The sequence below is a fragment of the Pseudomonas extremaustralis genome (genome assembly GCF_900102035.1).
GTDB lineage: Bacteria > Pseudomonadota > Gammaproteobacteria > Pseudomonadales > Pseudomonadaceae > Aquipseudomonas > Aquipseudomonas extremaustralis.
In genome coordinates, this window is the sequence record NZ_LT629689.1 from 2,549,983 (window position 1) to 2,570,320 (window position 20,338).

The 20,338-nt window shown below is 60.2% G+C and carries 17 protein-coding genes, 1 tRNA gene and 3 pseudogenes; 6 read left to right on the forward strand and 15 right to left on the reverse strand.

Translation table 11 applies throughout. From position 1 onward, the window contains the following. Positions 1–157 precede the first annotated feature (157 nt). Positions 158–220, forward strand: a pseudogene (locus BLR63_RS32340) (beta-ketoacyl synthase N-terminal-like domain-containing protein); the annotation flags it as partial. A 101-nt stretch (positions 221–321) separates the two neighbouring features. Here the strand turns inward: BLR63_RS32340 and BLR63_RS11575 are convergent. The 5 genes from BLR63_RS11575 to BLR63_RS11595 all read right to left on the reverse strand — a co-directional run bounded on the left by BLR63_RS11575 (position 322) and on the right by BLR63_RS11595 (position 4,037). After that, positions 322–397: transfer RNA gene (locus BLR63_RS11575), tRNA-Gly, on the reverse strand. Positions 398–460: 63 nt separating this feature from the next. After that, a complete protein-coding gene (gene pgsA, locus BLR63_RS11580; RefSeq protein WP_010566013.1) occupies positions 461–1,021 on the reverse strand; it encodes a CDP-diacylglycerol--glycerol-3-phosphate 3-phosphatidyltransferase in 561 nt (186 codons plus the stop codon). A 32-nt stretch (positions 1,022–1,053) separates the two neighbouring features. Next, positions 1,054–2,877, reverse strand: coding sequence for an excinuclease ABC subunit UvrC (gene uvrC, locus BLR63_RS11585; protein ID WP_010566014.1), 1,824 nt, complete (start codon positions 2,875–2,877; stop codon positions 1,054–1,056). Between the two features lies 1 nt (position 2,878). Continuing rightward, positions 2,879–3,520, reverse strand: coding sequence for a response regulator transcription factor GacA (gene gacA, locus BLR63_RS11590; protein WP_010566015.1), 642 nt, complete (start codon positions 3,518–3,520; stop codon positions 2,879–2,881). A gap of 151 nt (positions 3,521–3,671) precedes the next feature. Further along, positions 3,672–4,037 carry a helix-turn-helix domain-containing protein gene (locus BLR63_RS11595; RefSeq protein ID WP_010566016.1) on the reverse strand — a complete coding sequence of 122 codons (366 nt, stop codon included), beginning with the start codon at positions 4,035–4,037 and terminating at the stop codon, positions 3,672–3,674. Between the two features lie 83 nt (positions 4,038–4,120). Here BLR63_RS11595 and BLR63_RS11600 point away from each other — a divergent pair, with 83 nt between their 5' ends. Next, positions 4,121–4,348 (forward strand): DNA-binding protein, encoded by a 228-nt coding sequence (locus BLR63_RS11600; RefSeq protein WP_010566017.1) that lies wholly within the window; start codon positions 4,121–4,123, stop codon positions 4,346–4,348. 48 nt (positions 4,349–4,396) lie between these two features. Here the strand turns inward: BLR63_RS11600 and BLR63_RS11605 are convergent, their stop codons facing one another. Both BLR63_RS11605 and BLR63_RS31175 read right to left on the reverse strand, forming a co-directional pair. Beyond that, complete coding sequence (locus BLR63_RS11605) at positions 4,397–4,843, reverse strand: GNAT family N-acetyltransferase (RefSeq protein WP_010566018.1); 447 nt, start codon at positions 4,841–4,843, stop codon at positions 4,397–4,399. A gap of 51 nt (positions 4,844–4,894) precedes the next feature. Next, positions 4,895–5,017 (reverse strand): annotated as a pseudogene (locus BLR63_RS31175) (carbon-nitrogen hydrolase family protein); the annotation flags it as partial. A gap of 617 nt (positions 5,018–5,634) precedes the next feature. Here BLR63_RS31175 and BLR63_RS11610 point away from each other — a divergent pair. Further along, on the forward strand, positions 5,635–6,705 hold the full coding sequence (locus tag BLR63_RS11610; RefSeq protein ID WP_010566020.1) for a 3-deoxy-7-phosphoheptulonate synthase: 1,071 nt from the start codon (positions 5,635–5,637) through the stop codon (positions 6,703–6,705). 25 nt (positions 6,706–6,730) lie between these two features. Here BLR63_RS11610 and BLR63_RS11615 read toward each other — a convergent pair whose 3' ends face one another. The 6 genes and pseudogenes from BLR63_RS11615 to BLR63_RS11635 all read right to left on the reverse strand — a co-directional run bounded on the left by BLR63_RS11615 (position 6,731) and on the right by BLR63_RS11635 (position 15,608). Continuing rightward, positions 6,731–7,153: an ANTAR domain-containing protein gene (locus tag BLR63_RS11615; RefSeq protein ID WP_010566021.1), complete on the reverse strand. Its 423-nt coding sequence runs from the start codon at positions 7,151–7,153 to the stop codon at positions 6,731–6,733. A gap of 134 nt (positions 7,154–7,287) precedes the next feature. Further along, positions 7,288–10,899 (reverse strand): transporter substrate-binding domain-containing protein, encoded by a 3,612-nt coding sequence (locus BLR63_RS11620; protein WP_010566022.1) that lies wholly within the window; start codon positions 10,897–10,899, stop codon positions 7,288–7,290. Position 10,900: 1 nt separating this feature from the next. After that, the gene (locus tag BLR63_RS11625) at positions 10,901–11,527 is read right to left on the reverse strand and encodes a response regulator transcription factor (RefSeq protein ID WP_010566023.1); all 627 of its coding nucleotides are present in this window, start codon (positions 11,525–11,527) and stop codon (positions 10,901–10,903) included. A gap of 306 nt (positions 11,528–11,833) precedes the next feature. Then, positions 11,834–11,911: pseudogene (locus tag BLR63_RS31180) on the reverse strand (MgtC/SapB family protein); the annotation flags it as partial. Between the two features lie 180 nt (positions 11,912–12,091). Continuing rightward, positions 12,092–14,797: a magnesium-translocating P-type ATPase gene (mgtA, locus tag BLR63_RS11630; RefSeq protein WP_010566025.1), complete on the reverse strand. Its 2,706-nt coding sequence runs from the start codon at positions 14,795–14,797 to the stop codon at positions 12,092–12,094. 466 nt (positions 14,798–15,263) lie between these two features. Next, positions 15,264–15,608, reverse strand: coding sequence for an FKBP-type peptidyl-prolyl cis-trans isomerase (locus tag BLR63_RS11635; RefSeq protein WP_010566026.1), 345 nt, complete (start codon positions 15,606–15,608; stop codon positions 15,264–15,266). A gap of 206 nt (positions 15,609–15,814) precedes the next feature. Here BLR63_RS11635 and BLR63_RS11640 point away from each other — a divergent pair, with 206 nt between their 5' ends. Continuing rightward, positions 15,815–16,702, forward strand: coding sequence for a nitrilase family protein (locus BLR63_RS11640; RefSeq protein WP_010566027.1), 888 nt, complete (start codon positions 15,815–15,817; stop codon positions 16,700–16,702). Between the two features lie 52 nt (positions 16,703–16,754). On the opposite strand, the gene BLR63_RS11645 is transcribed toward BLR63_RS11640, so the two are convergent. Next, positions 16,755–17,006 (reverse strand): hypothetical protein, encoded by a 252-nt coding sequence (locus BLR63_RS11645; RefSeq protein ID WP_010566028.1) that lies wholly within the window; start codon positions 17,004–17,006, stop codon positions 16,755–16,757. 199 nt (positions 17,007–17,205) lie between these two features. Between BLR63_RS11645 and BLR63_RS11650 the strand changes: the two genes are divergently transcribed. Together BLR63_RS11650 and BLR63_RS11655 are read left to right on the forward strand one after the other, a co-directional pair. After that, positions 17,206–18,702, forward strand: a complete 1,497-nt coding sequence (locus BLR63_RS11650) for a helix-turn-helix transcriptional regulator (protein ID WP_010566029.1) — start codon at positions 17,206–17,208, stop codon at positions 18,700–18,702. A gap of 131 nt (positions 18,703–18,833) precedes the next feature. Next, a complete protein-coding gene (locus BLR63_RS11655; protein ID WP_010566030.1) occupies positions 18,834–19,106 on the forward strand; it encodes a DUF1652 domain-containing protein in 273 nt (90 codons plus the stop codon). On the opposite strand, the gene BLR63_RS11660 is transcribed toward BLR63_RS11655, so the two are convergent. Further along, a complete protein-coding gene (locus tag BLR63_RS11660; protein ID WP_083365950.1) occupies positions 19,069–20,262 on the reverse strand; it encodes an MFS transporter in 1,194 nt (397 codons plus the stop codon). The two genes, BLR63_RS11655 and BLR63_RS11660, sit on opposite strands and share 38 nt — an antisense overlap. Between the last annotated feature and the right edge of the window lie 76 nt (positions 20,263–20,338).

Sequence of the window (20,338 nt, forward strand, 5' to 3'; positions counted from 1 at the left end):
CACCCTGGCCGCACCTCGCTCCACTTACCCTTCGGCGGCCTCACCAGCAACACCTGGCCACTGCTGAGACCTGTACTGTGGCAGTCCGGGCAGACGGCGGTCCCCAGCGGCCTGCCATGGCTGGTCGCCAACCGACCTGTGCGAGCCGAGCCTGACGGTGGACACCGCCTGCTCGTCGTCACCGACCGCCCTGCACCTGGCCATCGAAAGCCTGCGCAAAGGCCGGTGCCGCGCAGCACTGGTGGGTGAGGTCAACCTCTACAGCCACCCGACACAAGCACAAAAAAAAAGCCACTCATCTGAGTGGCTTTTTCTGAATTTTGGAGCGGGAAACGAGACTCGAACTCGCGACCCCGACCTTGGCAAGGTCGTGCTCTACCAACTGAGCTATTCCCGCGTCTTGGTGATGCGCATTCTATAGAATCCTGATCACCCGTCAACCCCTTGATTCAAAAAAGTTTTATTTCTTTTCAACGGTGGTGCGCAGATGAGGCCAGGCAGCGCGTAAATACTGGAGCATGGACCACAGGGTCAGGCCTGCGGCGATGAGCAGCAAAGCATAGCCCAGCAGGACCCAGAAGGTGAAGTCCGACGGGTTGGCCAGCAGGATTACCAGCGCAAGCATTTGCGCGGCAGTTTTCCACTTGCCCATGTTCGAGACCGCCACGTGAGCGCGGGCACCGATTTCGGCCATCCATTCACGCAGGGCCGAAACGACGATTTCGCGACCGATGATCACGGCTGCCGGCAGGGTCAGCCACAGGTTGCCGTGTTCTTGCACCAGCAGCACCAGGGCGACGGCCACCATCAGTTTGTCGGCCACCGGGTCGAGGAACGCGCCGAACGGCGTGCTCTGCTCCAGGCGACGAGCCAGGTAGCCGTCAAGCCAGTCGGTCGCAGCTGCAAAAGCGAACACTGAGCTGGAGGCCAAATAGCTCCATTCGTACGGCAAATAGAACAACAGAATGAAAATCGGGATAAGCAGGACGCGTAGAACGGTGATCAGATTAGGGATATTCATCGGCACAACTGGCTACGAGGTGGAAAGGCATTCTATTCGCTGTGCAGATTGGCATAAATCAGCTCAGCGAGCTTTTTACTGATACCGGGTGCTTTGGCTATTTCGTCAATGCTGGCACGGGATAGCTCCTGCAAGCCACCAAAATGTTTAAGCAGGTCACGACGCCGTGTCGGCCCAACCCCCGCCACCCCTTCCAGGGTTGAGGTTCGCCGGGTTTTGCCACGACGGGCACGATGGCCGGTAATGGCGAAACGGTGGGCTTCGTCGCGAATCTGTTGGATCAGGTGCAACGCGGGCGAGTCGCCCTTCAAGGTGAACTCATGGGCGGCATCATTCAAGTACAAGGTCTCGAAACCGGCCTTGCGCGTGGCGCCCTTGGCCACGCCAAGCAGGATCAAGTCGGGTACCGCCAGCTCGTTGAGTACGTCACGGGCCATGGACAATTGGCCCTTGCCGCCATCCACCAACAGGATATCCGGCAGCTTGCCCTCCCCGTCCTTCAACTTGCTGAAACGCCGTGTGAGGGCCTGGTGCATGGCGGCATAGTCGTCGCCTGCGGTGACGCCCTCGATGTTGTAGCGCCGGTAATCGGACTTGATCGGACCTTCAGGCCCGAACACCACACAGGACGCCACCGTGGCCTCGCCGCTGGAATGGCTGATGTCGTAGCACTCCAGGCGCTGGGGTGGCTCATCGAGGTTGAGGACTTCGGCCAGGGCCTCGAAGCGCGCGGCGACGTGCTGTCGATTGGCCAGGCGTGCGCCCAGGGCCTGTTCGGCATTGGTCACCGCCAGTTGCTGCCAGCGGGCGCGGGTGCCGCGCACGCGGTGGCTGATGTCCAGCTCGCGGCCGCGCAGTTCGTGGATCGCTTCGATCAACGCCGGGAAATCCTCATGTACCACGTTGACGATCAACTCGGACGGCAAATCGCGCTCGGGGCTGCTGACGTAATACTGACCAAGAAAGGCCGCCATGACTTCGGCCACCTCCTCGTCGATACCTGTCTGGGGGAAGAAGTTCTTACTGCCCAGCACTCGCCCGCCACGCACGCTGATCAGGTGCACACAGGCGCCGCCAGGGTTGACGAATGCCGCGATCACATCGACGTCACCAGTGCCGCCTTCCATGCTTTGCTGGTCCTGGACGCGGCGCAGCAGGGATATCTGGTCACGCAGCTCGGCGGCCCGCTCAAAATCCAGGGTACTTGCCGCCTGCTCCATTGCGCCGGACAGCTCATCGGTGAGCGCATTGCTGCGTCCTTCGAGAAACATCACCGAATGGCGCACATCCTCGGCGTACTCCGCCGGCTCCACCAAGCCCACGCAAGGCGCCTTGCAGCGTTTGATCTGGTATTGCAGGCAGGGCCGGGTGCGGTTCTTGAAGAAGCTGTCTTCACACTGGCGCACAAAAAAGGTCTTTTGCAGCAGGCTCAAGCTTTCACGAATCGCACCGGCGCTGGGATAAGGACCGAAATACTTGCCCTTCTGCTTCTTCGCACCACGATGAATGCTCAGGCGCGGGAAGTTGCCGTCGGATAAATACACATAAGGGTAGGATTTATCATCGCGCAGCAGGATGTTGTAGGGTGGCCGCCACTCCTTGATCAGCGTCTGCTCCAGCAGCAGCGCCTCGGTTTCATTGGCGGTGATGGTGGTTTCGACCTGAGCGATACGCGTCACCAGCGCGGCGGTCTTTGTCGTCAGGCCGGTCTTGCGGAAGTAGCTCGACAGGCGGCTTTTCAGATTCTTGGCTTTGCCCACGTAGAGCAGGCGCGCCTCGCTGTCGAACATGCGGTACACGCCGGGACGGCCACTGCAGGTCGAGAGAAAGGCACTGGGATCAAACGGTGTGGTCATGTCAGGCGCTGGCGTCCACCATGCCGTGGCGCACTGCGAGCAGGGTCAATTCAACATCACTGCTGATGGCGAGCTTCTCGAAAATGCGATAGCGGTAGGTGTTGACGGTCTTGGGTGACAGGCACAGCTTATCGGAGATCGCCTGCACTTTCTGGCACCCGACGATCATCAAGGCGATCTGGATTTCCCGCTCCGACAGTGCGTCGAATGGCGAGTCGCTGGTGGGCTGGAAGGACTTGATGGCTAACTGCTGGGCAATCTGCGGGCTGATATAACGCTGGCCGGCAAACACCAGGCGAATGGCTTGCACCATCTCCGCCAGGCCGGCGCCCTTGGTCAGGTAGCCAGCCGCGCCCGCCTGTAACAGACGAGTGGGAAAGGGGTCTTCCTCGCAAACAGTCACCACCACGACCTTGATGTCGGGATGGCTACGCAACAGCTTGGTGGTGGCGCCAAGGCCGCCGATACCCGGCATCTTGACGTCCATCAGTACCACATCGGGTTTCAACTCCCGGGCCTTGATCAGGGACTCTTCCCCCGACTCAGCCTGGCCGACTACTTGCAGGCCATCGATGTCAGCCAGCATTCGTGTAATGCCTGTACGAACGAGATCATGGTCATCGACTACTAGCACCCTAATCAAGCAGACACCTCGCGATATGGTCTTATAGGTTGCTGAACACCTTAGCAAAAAACCAAGGCGCAGACCTAGTTGCAAGTGTCATATATATAGAGTTTCAACGCGCTGCACCTGTTCGTCGAATGACCAACGGCGCTATTTCCTGGGTGAAAGGTCAAGAATCCTCGAGCGGCGGCTTGGCTTTTCCGTTCAACGTTAGCGAATGCTCGGCCAGGGTGGTGGTCAAGCGGCGGATTGCATCCTGATCTTCCTTGAACATCGCTCGATAATTGCCCAGTACCTTCTCTTCAAGGTGACTCAGATTATCCATTTGCATCGGCGTTGGGGTGCCGGTCAATACATACAGGACATCCACCCCTCTTTCGGCGACGCGGGACAGATAGTCAGCCTTTGGCGCACGACCTCCGTTTTCATATTTGCCTTGTGCGTTGGCTTCAACGCCTCCTATTTCACCAAAAATCTTTTGCGACAGGCCGAGTCGCTCTCTTTCCTGCCGTAAACGCGAACCGATTCCACTCATTTGGATGTATGATCCTAAATTTGCACACCCCAAGAGGTGACACACTCATCTCTTTATTAAACAAACTTGAACGGTTTTGAACTATGCCCGGAATCCGCACTGCTGCACAAGCCAAGGCCTGGCTCGAACACCAAGGAAAGTCAGTTCAAGCCTTCGCCCGGGAACACGGCGTGGACCCGGCAACCACGTATCAAGTGCTCGCTGGGCGTAAAAAGGGACGGCGTGGAGAGGCCCACAAGGTGGCGGTCCTGTTGGGCATGAAGGAAGGGATTATTCTGGACGAATCTGAAGTCCAGCACAGCGACAAATAAAGTTGGTTTCTTGAACCAGTATGCGCTTATTCATGGGACCTGCCTGTTTTACTCAGTTGGCGCTGCCCTGCACTCACGTTCCATGCGCCAAAAGCATTCTTCTTCTCCCACGATAGTCAGCCCCAGGCGCTGGTACAGCCTTCGCGCCGGATTGGTCTTGAACACGGTCAACCGTAAAAGACCCAGGCCCAGCAGGCGCGCCTTGAGCACCATCTGCGCCAATACCCAACTGCCCGCGCCCTGCCTGCGGAAGTTTTCGAGCATGTGCAACTCGCGGATATACAAAGCCTTGCTGTCGCGGCTCAGGCTGATGAAGCCCATCACGACGTCGTCGTTGCAAATCAGCCAGTTCTCGCGACCTGCCCAGGCAATGTCAAAGCCGTCGTTGGACCACAACAAGTCGTACTGCACGTAATAGCGGCTCATGGCGTCGCGGGTCAAGGTCCGTGCGAACGGCAGATCGTGGTCTGTTGCTGCGCGCAGGTTAAACGCCATTTAGAGATCCACCTCTTGGCCAGTCCAGCACCCATTCTCGCGGCGGGCAATGACCAGCACCTGCACACCATACCCGGCAGCCGCCCGCATGAATGCCAGATGCCGTTCAATATTGGCCGGCACATCGCCAGCAATGGAAATGGATTGAGCAGCAGCAAGGGTCAAGGCTGTCATGTTGCGTCCGAGCAATCATCAATAAAGTCCGGTAAGCATATCGGCACTCACCCCATAGCGGTAAGTACCACCACACAATAGAAATTACTGATTGAATCCTCCGGCGTGCCTCTAGTAAGCTCCCACCATCATTTGGAGACACAACATGTTGCAACTCACCCAGACTCAGGTTTGCCCTGCTGCCAGCGCCTCGCGCTCGGTACCGGCTACCCGTGTGCAGGGTTCGAGCGCACCTGTCAGCTTTTATTTTGGGTATTGGTTTAGCCACTGGCGCGCCTGATAACTGAAATCGGCGCCCACTACTCAAGGGGTCGCCTGCCAGAGAAATCTAACCCCCGGTCGGCTCCCCGATCGGGGGTTTTGTTTTTTCAGCCCTGAACACTTTGTTTGATCAAGCACATTTAAAGGAATCACGACATGAACTACGCCACCTATTACCGCTACGACACGTGCACTGCATGGCGATTTAGCAAGCTCCGCTCGGGACAGCCTGCCGCCTCCGATCGGTCACCCATCGGTGGCAAGCCAACACACGTCGCCACTACGGCCAATTGTCGAACACCCCAGTAGGGCCAAGCGCGCGGGAATAACCCGCCGCTGCCCAGGAAGCCTTGAATATGAACTCCTCCGTCGCCGCTCTGCCCGTTTCCACCCTGGCCTGCGCCAATGAAGCCTTGACCCAGCGCCTGCCCAGCGCCCTTGAGCTCAAGCAGCAGTTGCCCCTCAGCCCATTCCTCAACGAACAAGTCCACGCCCATCGCCAAGCCGTGCGTGCCATCCTCAATGGCCAGGACTCACGCTTGCTGGTGATTGTCGGCCCATGCTCGATCCACGACCCCGAATCGGCCATGGAATACGCGCGCAGCCTGAAAAAGCTGGCCCTGGACGTCAGCGACCAGATGTTGCTGGTGATCCGCGCCTACGTCGAAAAACCGCGCACCACCATCGGCTGGAAAGGCCTGGCCTACGACCCGCACCTGGACGGCAGCGATGACATGGCCGCCGGCCTGACGCTCTCGCGCGAACTGATGCGCGAAATGCTGCGCCTGGGCCTGCCGGTCGCCACCGAGTTGCTGCAGCCCATGGCCGCCGGCTACTTCGATGACCTGCTCAGTTGGGTGGCGATTGGTGCGCGGACCACCGAATCACAGATCCACCGCGAAATGGCCAGCGGCCTGGGCATGCCCGTCGGCTTCAAGAACGGTACCGACGGCGGTGTCGCGATTGCCTGTGACGCGATGCGCTCGGCTTCCCACCCGCACCGCCACTTCGGCGTCGACACCCAGGGCCACCCGGCGATCATCCAGACGCCAGGCAACCCGGACACGCACCTGGTGCTGCGCGGCGGTCATCGCGGGCCGAACTACGATGCGCAGAGCGTGGCGCAGGTGAAACACGACCTGGCCAAGTCCAAGGTGGCGGCGCGCATCATGGTCGATTGCAGCCACGCCAACAGCGGCAAAGACCCATTGCGCCAACCGGCGGTATTCAGTGATGTGCTGGAGCAGCGCTTGCAGGGCGACACGTCGCTGATCGGCATGATGCTTGAAAGCCACCTGTTTGACGGTTGCCAGCCGTTGAGCGCGTCGATGAAATATGGCGTGTCGGTGACCGACGGCTGCCTGGGCTGGAACGGCACCGAGCAGCTGCTACGCAGTGCCGCCGAGCGTCTGCGCGCTCAGGCCTGACCGATCCAGGCGCGCCGACGCGGGACTAGAACCCGGCCACCGGTGTGCGCGATAACTCGCGCAGCCACGGCAGCACCCGTAGGCCGGTAGCGGCCTCGGGTGGGTCGATGATGTCCATGAAGTGTTCGAGGTTGACGTTGTCCGGCACACCGGGCAGCCGTACCAGCACCGTCGACGTTGCACCGACCGGCGCGCCCAGGTCCAGGTGGTCGTAGACCAGTACATGACGCACCCGAGGTTGCGATCCGCAGTGATGAGCCGTCAGCCCCGCATTGATGATCAGCACATCGAAGGGTTCGGCCGGGATGGCCGTGAGTATCTGGACCTCTTCGAAAGTCTGCACCGGCACGATCCGGTGGTACCCCAACCGATTGAGCATTTTTTCGATGTACAACCGTTGCAGGTGCTGTTCATCGGCAATCAGGATGGTCAGTGCTTTGTTTGGCATGGCAAACCCCTGGGCAGGCAACGCTCGTCAGTGAGCGCCGCCCATTCTCCAGACATATTCCGACGACTAAATCAGGAAAGTTCCCCCTTCGCGTAGGAGTTCTCCTAAACCCACCGAACGGCTACCTGCCGCAATCAAGCCTGACGGCAATAGCGCTCCAGGCTTTGATGCAAATGGTCGATGGCCGCCCCCAACGCTTCCACCGCCGCACCTACTGCGGCACTGTCGCGCCGTTCGCAAACGCCCTCCAAGGTTTCACTGCAGGTAATCAGCGTCGTGGCCTTGACCATGCGTGCGCCACCTTTGACGCGATGGGCCAAGTCATGCAGAGCGGCGAAATCCACTTGGCCCTGCTGAGCCCTCAACACCGCGCGGTCTTCTTTCAAGCTGCTGAGCAATGGCAGCAACAACTCGTTGAGGGCGGCCTTGTCGCCCTCCGTCAACGCGATCAGCGAACTCACATCGAACGCCGGTTCGGCATCATCCGCCAGACGGTTGGCCGTGCGCGGCGCCAAGGCCGCACGCAGGTCATCGAGCCCGGTCGGCTTGAACAGGCAACCATCCATGCCGGCTTGTCGGCAGCGTTCGGTCTCCTGGGGCTGGGCGTTGGCGGTGAAGCCGAGCAACAGGCACGGCGTGAGCCCATGCAGGCGCTCTTGTGCACGAATATCACGGGCCAGCGTGTAGCCGTCCTTGAGGGGCATATTGCAGTCGGTGATCACGCCGTCGAAATGCCCCGCCTGCCACAGTGCAAACCCTTGGGCACCGTCCTCGGCCGTGGTAATGCGATGCCCCAGGAACCCCAGTTGTCGAGCCAGCAGCAGGCGGTTGGCCGGGTAGTCGTCCACCACCAGGATATTTAACGCCCTGGCCGGTGGAATGTGCGGGACCGCCGAGGTGACCGGCATCGCGGTGCTGGTCGCCAGGGTCAACGTCACATCCACCCGCGTGCCTTTGCCCAGCACACTGCTCAAGTGCAAACGCCCGCCCATCATTTCGCACAGGTTGCGGCTGATCACCAACCCCAGGCCCGAACCGCTGCGCGCCGATTGCTCGTTATTGCTGCCCTGAATGAACGGGTTGAATAGGCGCAGTTGATCGTCGGCACTGATACCAATGCCCGTGTCCTCCACCCACAGGCGCAGGCTCAACTGATCGTCGGCCAATGCCCCTTCGGCACCCAGGCGAACCTGGCCGGTGGCGGTGAATTTGATTGCGTTGCCCAGCAGATTGGAGACCACCTGCTTGAAACGCAGAGGATCGATCAATACCACCCGGTCGATCAGCGGGTCGAGTTCCACCTGTAGGGCCAGGCCCTTGTCCCGCGCCAGCCCCTCGAATACCCGCCCCACCGAGGCCAGTAATTCGTAAAGGTTGGCCGGCTCCAGGCTGAGGGACAGGTGCCCGGATTCGATCCGCGCAATGTCGAGAATATCGCCGATCAACTCCAGCATGCTTCGCGAGGCTACCGACGCCACCTCCAGCGCATCGCGGTCGACCTGGCCCTGCTCGGCGTTTTTCAAGGCCAGCTCGATCATGCCGATCACCGCATTCATGGGCGTGCGTATCTCGTGGCTCATGGTCGCCAGGAAGGTTGTCTTGGCGCGGTTGGCGGCGTCGGCTTCTTCCTTGGCCTCCTGCAACTGACCCAACAAGCGCTGGCGCTCGCTGACATCCACCCAGCCGGCAATCATGCCCACAACGTTGCCGTTGCTATCGCGGTACGGCAGCATCCACTGGTAAATGGTCATTACACCGCCGCCCGGCACCTTGAGCACGCGGTCGTGGATCTGCGGCTCACCCTGCTCCATCAAGCGCAAGTAATCGGCATGGAACGATTGGGCCTGGGGCGGGTTGCCGGTGTCGGTTTCCACCACGGTCTTGCCGATCACGTCTTCCAGCTTGAAGCCGAATACATCGAGGTAGGCGTTATTGCAGGCCATCAACCGGCCTTGGCGATCGCGTACGTAGATCGGGTGCGGCGTACCATCGATCAATACGCTCATGAACCGCATCTGGTCGCTCAACGCCCGCTCGGCCTGGGCCCGCTTGCGAATCAGATTGCGCAGGTAGAACACCCAGCCAAGGGTGACCAGCAGCAGCAGCGCGGCCAGGCCGAAGCCCTGGATAATCACATTGCGATGCCGCGCCCAGTAGCTGTCTTCGATGATGATCTCGCTGCGCCAATGGTTGGTCAGCTCGTCCATCTCTTCGGGGGAGATGCTCAACAACGCCTTGTCGAGGATCGAATACAACTCCAGCTGGCTGCGGTTGACACCAAAGGTAATGCGCGCAGGTTCCCTGCCGACGGTGCTGGTGATGCGCAGGCGCCCACGGTAATGGCGCGCGATCATGTAGCGCGCGCTGATCAGCGGAACCACGGTCGCATCGACACTGCCCTTGGCCACCAGGTCCAAGGCTTGCTCGGGGTTTTCGACATCGACAAACCCGATGCCAGGAAAATCCCGGATTATTTCCATGATGAGATTGTTGCCGTTGATGAGCGCCAGGCGCTTACCGGGCATGTCTTCCAGGGTGATCAGCCGGTCGTTGTCGGCGGCCACTACCAACACATAGGGGTTTGACAGGTAAGGCCGGGTAAAGCGGATCTTCTCGGAACGCTCGATGCTCGGAATCACTGACGCGAGCATATCCACGCGCCCGCTACTGACTTCGTCGATTTGGCGCGGCAGCGAACTGCCCTGCTCCACATCGAACCTGAGGCCCGTGCGCAGGCTGATCCGCGACAGCACCTCGGCACTCAACCCTTCGAATTGCCCCTGCTCGTTGGAAAACGACAACGGCACGAATTTGTCGACCGCCGCCACTTTCACCCGCGGATGCTTCTCCAGCCAGCGCTGCTCGCTGTCACTCAGGCGCAACCGATCGGCCTCCAGGAAGCCGCTGCCGCCGGCACTCCAACGGCGCAGGATTTCCATCTGCTGGTTGACCGGCACGGCGGCCAGCGCGGCATTGATGATGTTCAGCAGGCGCACGTTGTCCTTGACGAAGGCGAACCCGAACGGGTTGACCTCCAGGGCGGAAAAGTCCGCCATGCGCACGTTATTGAGGTGGTTTTTGTTGATCAGGTAGCGGGCGCTGATGGCGTCGCCCAAGTACACATCCGCCTGGCCGAACGCCACGGCACCGATCGCTTCGAAGGTCGAGCCGAACAACAGCAAATGCGCGTCGGGGTAAAACGCCTGGACGGCATCTGGCTGCATATAGTGGTAGAGCATCGCCACGCGCTTGCCCGCCAGGTCGGCACTCAGCGCGTGGCTGTCACCGGCGCGCGTCACCAAGGTGGGTTGATCGTTGGCGTAGGAGCGCGACAACACCAATTGCGGGTCGGCTGCCTCATACCCGTTGGCCGAGCCGACAAAATCCACCGCGCCGCTCTTGAGGGCTTCGATCACCTCATCGCGGGTGTCATAGCGCCGCACCTCGATGGCAATATTCAGCAACTGGGCGATCAGCGCCGCGTAATCGGCAGTAATACCTTCAAGCTCGTCCTTGTTATTGCTCAGGTCGAAAGGCGCGTAATCGGGCGCCGACACCCCCAGCGACAACGTGCGGTGCTCACGCAGCCAGCCCCAATCGGCCTCATCCAGCCTTACGGCAACGTGGTCGAGGGTTGAGTGCCCCAGCAGTCGCAGGGTATGCGGTTCGTCCAGGGCCATCACTGCCGAGGGCAACAGCCCCATCAGCACAATGGCCGCGAAGGTGATCAGCCGGCAGGGGTTCATTTCAGATCAGATGGTTGCGCTGCGCAAACTTGGACAGGTGCACCACCGAAGACATGTGCAGCTTCTCCTTGAGTCGCGTCTTGTAGGTGCTGATGGTCTTGTGGCTCAACAACATATCCTCGGCGATTTCCTTGTTGCCCAGCCCCAGGGCCAGTTTCTGCAATACCGTCAACTCGCGGTCCGACAGCGCTTCGACCAACTCAATCTCGCTGGATTGCAAATCGTCGCGGCGCACCGAACTGGTCGGCAGGCTGGGGAAGCAACTGTAGTTGGACATCACCGCCTTGATCGCCTTTTGCAGTTCGTCCAGCTCGCCGGTCTTGGCCACAAACCCCATGGCGCCGGCACGCATGCAGCGGGTGGAAAAAAACACCGCGAGGTAGGACGTCAGCACGAGGATCTTGCACGGCAAGCCGAGCGCCTTGATCCGGGCGATCACCTCCAGCCCTCCGAGCTTGGGCATCGCCAGGTCGAGAATCACCAGGTCCGGACGCCCCTCTCTGGCTTTCTGCACCGCATCCGCTCCGTTTCCGGCTTCTTCGATGTGCTTGAAACCTTCCTTCCTCAACAGATACCGCACTGTGGCGCGGATAAACGGATGATCATCCACTATTAACGCTTTGCTCATAAAAGACCCCTGGGAGGACAAAGTACCCTGACACATCAAGCGGGACCCAGGTACCTGTGAGAAATGACAGTTCCGACGAGCGGCACCGCACACCTCCAGGGCGCTGGCCAGGCGTTGCCCGGTCCCTTCGATTGAAAACACCACCAACACGTGAAGCTGCAACTTTTGCTGCCGGCCAGCCGCAAAGGCGCAACCTTAGCAATGAAGTGATGTGGCAATTGAAGGGATAGTCCTGACTACATGTAGGACTTTTCCTCACCAAAGCATAGCCAATCCAGGGGTTGGCCAGGGCGTAGAGCAAGGGTGTCAGTCGGTGGTACTCGGGCTCCAAAAGGCCTGCACCACCAGGGTCGAGGAGGAGAGTCGCGCGACCAGGGCATCGATCAGGGAGCTGAGGTTGATGGTGTTGAGTGCTTGCATAAAACGTCTCCATGCCAGGTAGGCACGAGGGTGAACGCCTCGCTCTTGCTTGCGAAAAACCAGAGAGCGTTGCGTGCACACTGTGTGCACGCGTAATCGTTAACGTTTTTCGCGAGCAAGCTCGCGCCTACCGGGCGGCTTGGGTTACTGCCAGCCGAACTTGCGGATGTAGTAGCCCTTCACCGCTTGGGTCAGCCCCATGTAGCCCAACAGGATCACCGGCAGGAACACAAAGTACAGCGACGGCAACGCCTGCAGTTTGAAGTAGTGCGCCAACGGTCCCATCGGCAGGAAAATCCCCACCGCCATGATCACCCCCGTCATCACCATCAACGGCATCGCCGCACGGCTTTGCAGGAACGGGATTTTCGGAGTGCGGATCATGTGCACGATCAGCGTCTGGGTCAGCAGCCCCACCACGAACCAGCCGGATTGGAACAGCGTCTGGTGGTCTGGGGTGTTGGCATCGAATACGTACCACATGAGTGCGAACGTGGTGATGTCAAAGATCGAGCTGATCGGCCCGAAAAACACCATGAACCGCCCCACATCCCCCGGCTGCCAGCGTTGTGGCTTGGCGAGCATTTCTTCATCGACGTGATCGAATGGAATCGCGATCTGGGAAATGTCGTACAGCAGGTTTTGCACCAGCAGGTGCATAGGCAGCATCGGCAGGAACGGAATGAACGCACTGGCCACCAGCACCGAGAACACGTTGCCGAAGTTGGAGCTGGCGGTCATCTTGATGTACTTGAGCATATTGGCGAAGGTGCGCCGGCCTTCAAGCACGCCTTCTTCCAGGATCATCAGGCTCTTTTCCAACAGGATGATGTCAGCCGCTTCCTTGGCGATATCCACCGCGCTGTCCACCGATATCCCGATATCGGCCGTGCGCAGCGCCGGTGCGTCATTGATGCCGTCGCCCATGAAACCCACCACATGCCCGTTGCCCTTGAGCAGACGCACGATGCGTTCCTTGTGGCTCGGCGTCAGCCTGGCGAACACGTTGGTGGTTTCCACGGCCTTGGCCAGCTCGGCATCGGTCATGTCCTCGATGTCATTGCCCATCAGCAGGCCTTGCTGCTCCAGACCCACTTCGCGGCAGATCTTGGCGGTGACCAGCTCGTTATCGCCGGTCAGCACTTTGACCGACACACCGTGGGCCTTGAGGGCCTTGAGGGCCGGCGCAGTGCTTTCCTTGGGCGGATCGAGGAAAGCCACGTAACCGATCAGCGTCAGGTCGTTTTCGTCCGCCAGGCTGTAGGTATCGCGGCCTGCGGGCATCGGCTGCGCGGCGACCGCGACCACCCGCAAGCCTTCTTCGTTGAATGCCGCGGTCACTTGGCGGATGCGCGCCAGCAACTCATCGGTCAGCGCTTCATTGGTGTCGCCGTGACGCACCCGGTTGCACACCGACAGAATCTCTTCCACCGCGCCCTTGCAGATCAACAGGTGCGGCTGACCCTCCTCGGCCACCACCACCGACATACGGCGCCGGTTGAAGTCGAACGGGATCTCATCGACCTTCTGGAACGCGGTGGCGACTTTCAGGTCGCGATGGACCTCCACATGCTCCAGCACCGCCACATCCAGCAGGTTTTTCAGGCCGGTCTGGTAGTAACTGTTGAGGTAGGCCATTTCCAGCACGTCGTCGGACTCTTCGCCCCACACGTCCACATGGCGCGCCAGGAAGATCTTGTCCTGGGTCAGGGTGCCGGTCTTGTCGGTGCACAGCACGTCCATGGCGCCGAAGTTCTGGATCGCGTCCAGGCGCTTGACGATGACCTTCTTGCGCGACAGGAACACTGCGCCCTTGGCCAACGTCGAGGTGACGATCATCGGCAGCATTTCCGGGGTCAGGCCCACTGCAATCGACAGCGCGAACAGCAGCGCTTCGGTCCAGTCGCCCTTGGTGAACCCGTTGATGAACAGCACCAGCGGCGCCATCACGAACATGAAGCGGATCAACAGCCAGCTGACTTTATTGACGCCATGCTGGAACGAGGTGGTCGCGCGGTCGGTGGCGGTCACGCGTTGGGCCAGCGCCCCAAAATAGGTGCTGTTGCCGGTGGTCAAAATCACTGCGGTCGCCGCGCCGGAGACCACGTTGGTGCCCATGAACAGGATGTTTTCCAGGTCCAGCGGGTTGCGCGTCTTGGCGTCCCGTTGATGGGCGAACTTCTCCACCGGCATCGATTCGCCGGTCATCGCCGCCTGGCTCACAAACAGGTCCTTGGCGCTGAGCACACGGCAGTCGGCGGGAATCATGTCGCCGGCCGACAGCACGATCAGATCGCCCGGCACCAGTTGCTTGATCGGCAGTTCGATGCGCTTGCCCTCGTCACGGCGCAGCACCGTGGCGGTGTTGCTGACCATGGCTTTCAGCGCATCGGCGGCCTTGTTCGACTTGGCCTCCTGCCAGAAACGCAGCAGCGTCGAGAGCACCACCATGGAGAAAATCACCGTGGCGGCCTTCATGTCGTCGGTCAGCCAGGAGATCACCGCCAGCAAAGTCAGCAGCAGGTTGAACGGGTTCTTGTAGCAGTGCCACAAGTGCACCCACCACGGCAGCGGCTGCTCGTGCTCGACTTCATTGAGGCCGTATTGCACGCGCAGGGCATCGGCTTCCTGGGTGTTCAAGCCTTCGCAGTGACTGCCCAGCGTACCGAGCAATTGCACGGCACTGCTGTTGGCCGCGACCACCAGGGTTTGCGCCAGGGTGGGTGGGACTTCGCGGCTGACGCTGGCGTCGGTCATGGTTTCAAGCATCGCCAGGCGGCGGAAGTGCCGGGCGATATGCCGGGTCCGCAGGAAACCGGCGAAGAACTCTTTCAACAGAGTGAGGTTCATGGTGTTACTCCTGCGCGGGGAAACCGTCGTGCAGGTACGTCCGTCTGCACCGCACCCGGTTCATGGGCACAGTCAGATTGGCTCGCCGGCCGTGAAAGGCAGGCGCGTCCGTAGCATCCCGAGGTGAGTCAGGTGCTGGTCAGCGTCGATGAGAGGGGATCGGGCAGGTGCCAGGACTGGCCGCTGCCGGGATGCCGCTTCTCGCTTTTGTGGCGAGACAACGGCATCGAAAGAATGCGCGTTACCTTGCCAAGTCTGTGCCGGTTACCGAAACCGGCCGACGACTGTCACTCGAACAAGTACCCACTGAGGGTCTCCGCTATTGATGAAAACGCGCGAAGCTTACGCCCCGATTTCAGGAGAGTAAACCGTAGGAAAGTATCCGCAGGACGAATAAGAAGATTCTTCAGGGTGGGTTCAGGAAGGCATTTCCGAGCGGTCCCGCGCAACCGATGCCAGGTCGGCCTCAATCGTCCCGTGTCAGCACTTCCAACAACTCGATTTCAAAGCGCAGATTGCTGTTGGGGGTGATATGCGCGCCCATCGACCGCTCGCCATAGGCCAGGTGCGCCGGCACGAACAACGTGCGCACGCCGCCTACCTGCATGCCCATCAAGCCCTGGTCCCAGCCCTTGATCACCCGCCCGGTGCCGATCACGCACTGGAACGGCTTCCCCCGCTCCCAGGACGAATCGAACACCGTGCCGTCTTCCAGGGTGCCGGTGTATTGGGTGGTGATCAGCGCACCTTTGACCACGGCTTTGCCGGTGCCAATGCGCACGTCAGTGATCTGGAGTGTGTCGTTGCTCATGGGAAGTCTCGTTGGAGGCGCAAAGGGTGGGGTTTTCCCAGAATCGCGTGGGATTTGCAACCTGAAGAACGATCCCAATGAACGTATTCGATAGGCAGGAGCCAACTGACAAGATTAGTGGAAGCGCCTGATTTACCGCGCGTCATCACATCACCTCTTATGCAGGACCCACCATCCCGCTTGAATTTTCAAAGAGGTCACTTGCAATGAATCAAGCCACCAGCCCCGTTCGTGTTTCTGTTGTGCAATTCGATCCCCAGGTGGGTACGCAGCGTCGTTCCGCCAACCTGCGAAGGAGCCTGGAACTGGCCGCGCAGGCCGTGAACAGTGGCGCCAATCTGATCGTGCTACCGGAGCTCTCGAACTGCGGCTACTACTTCGCCAACCGCCGGGATGCCTTTGATCACGCCGAATCGGTTCCGGACGGTAGGAGCGTGCAGGTATGGATCGAGTTTGCCAGCAAGCACCAGATTTATCTGGCGGCCGGCGTTAACGAAGTCGACGGTGTGCAGTTATTCAACACCGCCGTTTTGATAGGCCCGCAGGGCTTTATCGGCAAGTACCGCAAGGCTCATCTATGGAACCTTGAGAAACTGTGGTTCACCCCGGGAAACACCGGTTTTCCAGTCTTCGATACGCCCATCGGGCGTATTGGCATGCTGATCTGCTGGGACATCTGGTTTCCCGAAGTCCCGCGCATTCTCAGCCAGCAAGGCGCCGACATTATTTGCAGCCTGAACAACTGGGTCTGGACGCCTGCGCCCGTGTTCGACGACACGGGAAAATGCATGGCGTCGTACCTGACGATGACAGCGGCGCACGTCAATAACGTATTCATCGCCGCTGCCAACCGAATCGGCGAGGAGCGCGATGCGCGCTACCTCGGCTGTTCGTTGATCGCGGGGACCAACGGCTGGCCCCTTGGCAAGGTTGCTTCGACCGACCGCCAGGAAATCCTGTACGCGGATATAGATCTCAGCAGCGCGCGCAGTGCGCCGATCTGGAACAACCTCAACGACCTGCAAAGGGATCGGCGCGTCGATCTTTACGACCAGACGCTGGGGTACATCCAGCACCCCGCTTGGCCACGCTGAGCACACGATGCATGTTGGGGTGAGCGCTCCCCGCCCCCCCATGCCCCCAAACTCAACCTTCAAGCCCGGAAAACAAGGTTTTCGAACTCGCCAGCACACCCAGTTTCTGCGCAACATCGTTGAACGCCCCCAGTCGCCCCACGTCCTCTGGCGTGGCGTTCTTGGTGAGCATGTTTTTAATCACAGTCAAGAACTCCATCCTGCCCGTATCAACCCTGTCGGACTTGGTATTTTTCGTTGAGATGCGTGCCTGGGACGCTGAAATTTCCGTGTCCAGGTAAACGAGAAATTCGGACTTCGTCATTGCAGGCTCCTTTTTCAATATTCCACGGTGGCCAGCCCAGCCTACGAACATTGACCGGTCGTGCCTACTGTCAAAGTTGACAGGTACCCCAGCCAAGCGACGTCCGCCAACGGGTGACCCGCTTTCATCGGGCTAATGGCGCTGCACTATCCTGAAGCCTGGTGGTCGTACTTCCATGCGCCTACCCCCCGGAGAAACCATGTCCCAGGATGTTCTTGCCAAAGAAACCAACCGCCGCCAGTTACAGCAGATCATCTCCGGGCTGTCCGATGGGATCATCCTCGCCGAAGTCGACCAGACGATCCTCTGGGCCAACGACGCCGCACTGACGATGCACGGGGTGGATGACGTCGCGGCCCTGGGCGCCAATACCCAGGCTTACGCCGAGCGCTTCGCCCTGCGCTATCGCAATAACCATCCCCTGCCGCCGGAAAATTACCCCCTCGCCCGCGCAGCGGCGGGTGAGGAATTCAGCGATGTGGTGGTGGACGTCACGCCCACCGCCGACCCGGAGAAAACCTGGGTGCATCGCTTGCGTAGCCTGGTGATCAGCGATGCCCGCGGTGCGCCGGAATTACTGGTACTGATCCTCGCCAACGCCACCGAATGGGCCAGCGCCGAACAACGCTTCGAGAAGACTTTCAGCGCCAACCCGGCACCGGCGGTGATCTGTCGTCTCAGCGACCTGCGCTACATCAAGGTCAACCAAGGCTTCCTGGAAATGACCGGCTACAACCGCGACCAGGTCATCGGCCGCTCGGTGTATGAACTGGATGTGCTGGAACAGGCCGAGCGCAGGGACCTGGCCATCCAGCGTCTGGCCGACGGCGCGACCATCCCCCAGATGCAGGCCGAACTGCGCCTGCCCGACGGCGGCAGCAAACTGGTGATCGTCGCCGGCCAACCGTTGGACATGAACGAGGAAGACTGCATGCTGTTTTCCTTCACCGACCTCGAGCCGCGCCGCAAGGCCGAAATCGCCCTGCGCCAGAGTGAAGAGCGCTTCGCCAAGTCGTTCCGCCTGACGCCGGTGCCGACCCTGGTGTGCAACGCCGCCAACCGGCAGGTACTGGACATCAACGAAGCCTTCATGACGATTACCGGTTACACCAGCGACGAACTGATCGGTAAATCCATCGAAGACATCGACTTCATCGACAGCCAGGAAGCCGCCGTCCAGTTGTTCGCCACCCTGGAGCAAGCCGGCAACCTCGACGGCCAGGACCTCAAGGTGCGCAAGAAAAGCCACGAGGTGATCGACTGCGTAGTCTCCGCCGACACGGTGACCCTCCAGGACGAGCCGTGCTACTTGCTGGTGATGATGAACATCACCGAACGCAAACGCTCGGAGCTGGAACTGGTGGCAGCCATCGAGGAAGTGATGCAGGACGCCTCCTGGTTCAGCCAGACCCTGATCGAGAAACTGGCCAATGCCAAGAGCGCCAACAGCCTCAACCGACCGAATGTGAGCTTCACCGACCTGACCGCCCGCGAGCGCGATGTGCTCGGCTTGATCTGTGAAGGCCTGGCCGACAAGGAGATCGCCTCGCGCCTGAAGCTGGCGCCCAACACCGTGCGCAACCATGTGGCCACGGTGTATTCCAAGCTGGGGGTGCATAGCCGCAGCGCGGCGATCGTCTGGGCCCGTGAGCGAGGGCTGTTTGCCGGCGAACTGCGGGTCAAACGCAAAAAATAAAGTGCAAATGCACTAGTGAGGCTAGTGCGAATTCGCCTTATGGCGCACCAGGGCAATCCTTAACCTTCAGGGGTGAGTACAGGGCTTTTTGAGCCTGTGGCATCGCGAAACGACACCCTGAAGGAACCCTCATGTTTACCCTCTCTCAACTGCGAAATTGCATCGAAGAAGGCCTGGCGCCGCTGACGTGTGAATTCACCCTGTGCCGGGATGCGTCGCTGACCCTCAAGGTCTTCGACGCCGATACCGGCCGCGTGGACCTGGTGGTCACCGGGATCAGCACCAATCGGCTGCAAACCCCACAAGAAGTGGAAAAAATGGTGGAAGAACTGCGCTACGAACTGCAGAGCAACAACATGGGCAAGCTCACCCTGGATGACTTGTCTTCAACGACGAACCAATGAAATAGAACACCCCGCCCCCCACGATAAACGCCCCCAGCATGTAGAACATGGCAGGGGCCGGCAGGCTGGTCAGCACCAGCCCGCACAACACCGGCCCCAGGGCGGCGCCCAGATTGGACAGGTTCTGCGCCCCGTAATACATGCCGCGCAGGTGGTCCGGGGCAATCCGGTCGATAAACATGTACTCGGCCGGAAACACGACAATCTCGCCCACGGTGAACACCGCCATCGCCAGCACCCACGCCAGCACGCTGGTGGACAGCGCGAACCCGATCACCCCCAACATGAACATACTCAAGCCGAAGATCAGCCACTGGCTGAGGTAACGGTGGGAGATGCGTCGGCCAATCACATACTGCAAGGCAATCACCAGCACCGCGTTGGTGGTGAGCACGGCACTGATGACGGTGTAGGTGTATTCGGCGGTGGTGGTGGTCACCAGGTACTGCGACAGGTAGGCGGTGAACTGGCCGAACACCACGGCACTGAGCAGGCCGCCGACGGTGAAGCACACCAGGCGCCGGTCACGCAGCAGCACGCGGCCGACGGCCAGGAACGACACCGGCTTTTGCGCGACGTCGACGCTGGCCAGGGTGCGATCGCCCCAACGCCAGTACAGCAGGAAAAACCCCAGCCCCAGTAGCGCCGAAAGGATGAACGGCACGCTGATATCCAGCTTGGCCACCATCGCCCCCAGGAACGGGCCCACGGCATAACCGATGTTGGTGAGGGTGTACTTGATGGAAAACACTTCGCTGCGCGCGTGCTCGGGCAACAGGCTGGCGAAGCCGGCCTTCACGGCTATATCGATGACCGCGTAGGCCAGGTTGATCAGGATCAGGCAGCTGTAGAACGCCCAGATATTCTGCGCAAGCAGCGTGCCGATAAAGCCCAGCACAAACAGCCCACTCAAGCCGAGTAGCAGCCGATAACTGTTGACGCGGTCGACGAGGAAGCCACCGTAGACGCTGAGCAGCGAACCGACGATCAACGAGCTGCCGATCACCAGGCCAACCTGGGCAATGTCCAGGGCAAAGTGGCCGGTAAGGTAGATCACCAGGTACGGGAACGTGATGGCCTTGGCCAACGTCAGCAGCAACGTGGCGCACAGCAACAGGTTCACGGTGCGGGGGTAGTTTCTTATTGTGGCAAGCATCCTGCTCTCATTCTTCCAAGGTAACGCGGCCTTTAGAGCCGGTTACCTTAACGCAAGAGCCAGGCAAAAAACCGGG

Excerpts from the sequence above, each read along its gene's own strand:
- BLR63_RS11625 (WP_010566023.1), bottom strand. The coding sequence starts at position 11,527 with ATGAGCAAAGCGTTAATAGTGGATGATCATCCGTTTATCCGCGCCACA.
- pgsA (WP_010566013.1), bottom strand. The coding sequence starts at position 1,021 with ATGAATATCCCTAATCTGATCACCGTTCTACGCGTCCTGCTTATCCCG.
- BLR63_RS11610 (WP_010566020.1), top strand. The coding sequence starts at position 5,635 with ATGAACTCCTCCGTCGCCGCTCTGCCCGTTTCCACCCTGGCCTGCGCC.
- uvrC (WP_010566014.1), bottom strand. The coding sequence starts at position 2,877 with ATGACCACACCGTTTGATCCCAGTGCCTTTCTCTCGACCTGCAGTGGC.
- BLR63_RS11660 (WP_083365950.1), bottom strand. The coding sequence starts at position 20,262 with ATGCTTGCCACAATAAGAAACTACCCCCGCACCGTGAACCTGTTGCTG.
- BLR63_RS11600 (WP_010566017.1), top strand. The coding sequence starts at position 4,121 with ATGCCCGGAATCCGCACTGCTGCACAAGCCAAGGCCTGGCTCGAACAC.
- BLR63_RS11620 (WP_010566022.1), bottom strand. The coding sequence starts at position 10,899 with ATGAACCCCTGCCGGCTGATCACCTTCGCGGCCATTGTGCTGATGGGG.
- BLR63_RS11605 (WP_010566018.1), bottom strand. The coding sequence starts at position 4,843 with ATGGCGTTTAACCTGCGCGCAGCAACAGACCACGATCTGCCGTTCGCA.
- BLR63_RS11635 (WP_010566026.1), bottom strand. The coding sequence starts at position 15,608 with ATGAGCAACGACACACTCCAGATCACTGACGTGCGCATTGGCACCGGC.
- BLR63_RS11595 (WP_010566016.1), bottom strand. The coding sequence starts at position 4,037 with ATGAGTGGAATCGGTTCGCGTTTACGGCAGGAAAGAGAGCGACTCGGC.
- BLR63_RS11640 (WP_010566027.1), top strand. The coding sequence starts at position 15,815 with ATGAATCAAGCCACCAGCCCCGTTCGTGTTTCTGTTGTGCAATTCGAT.
- BLR63_RS11645 (WP_010566028.1), bottom strand. The coding sequence starts at position 17,006 with ATGACGAAGTCCGAATTTCTCGTTTACCTGGACACGGAAATTTCAGCG.
- BLR63_RS11650 (WP_010566029.1), top strand. The coding sequence starts at position 17,206 with ATGTCCCAGGATGTTCTTGCCAAAGAAACCAACCGCCGCCAGTTACAG.
- mgtA (WP_010566025.1), bottom strand. The coding sequence starts at position 14,797 with ATGAACCTCACTCTGTTGAAAGAGTTCTTCGCCGGTTTCCTGCGGACC.
- BLR63_RS11655 (WP_010566030.1), top strand. The coding sequence starts at position 18,834 with ATGTTTACCCTCTCTCAACTGCGAAATTGCATCGAAGAAGGCCTGGCG.
- BLR63_RS11615 (WP_010566021.1), bottom strand. The coding sequence starts at position 7,153 with ATGCCAAACAAAGCACTGACCATCCTGATTGCCGATGAACAGCACCTG.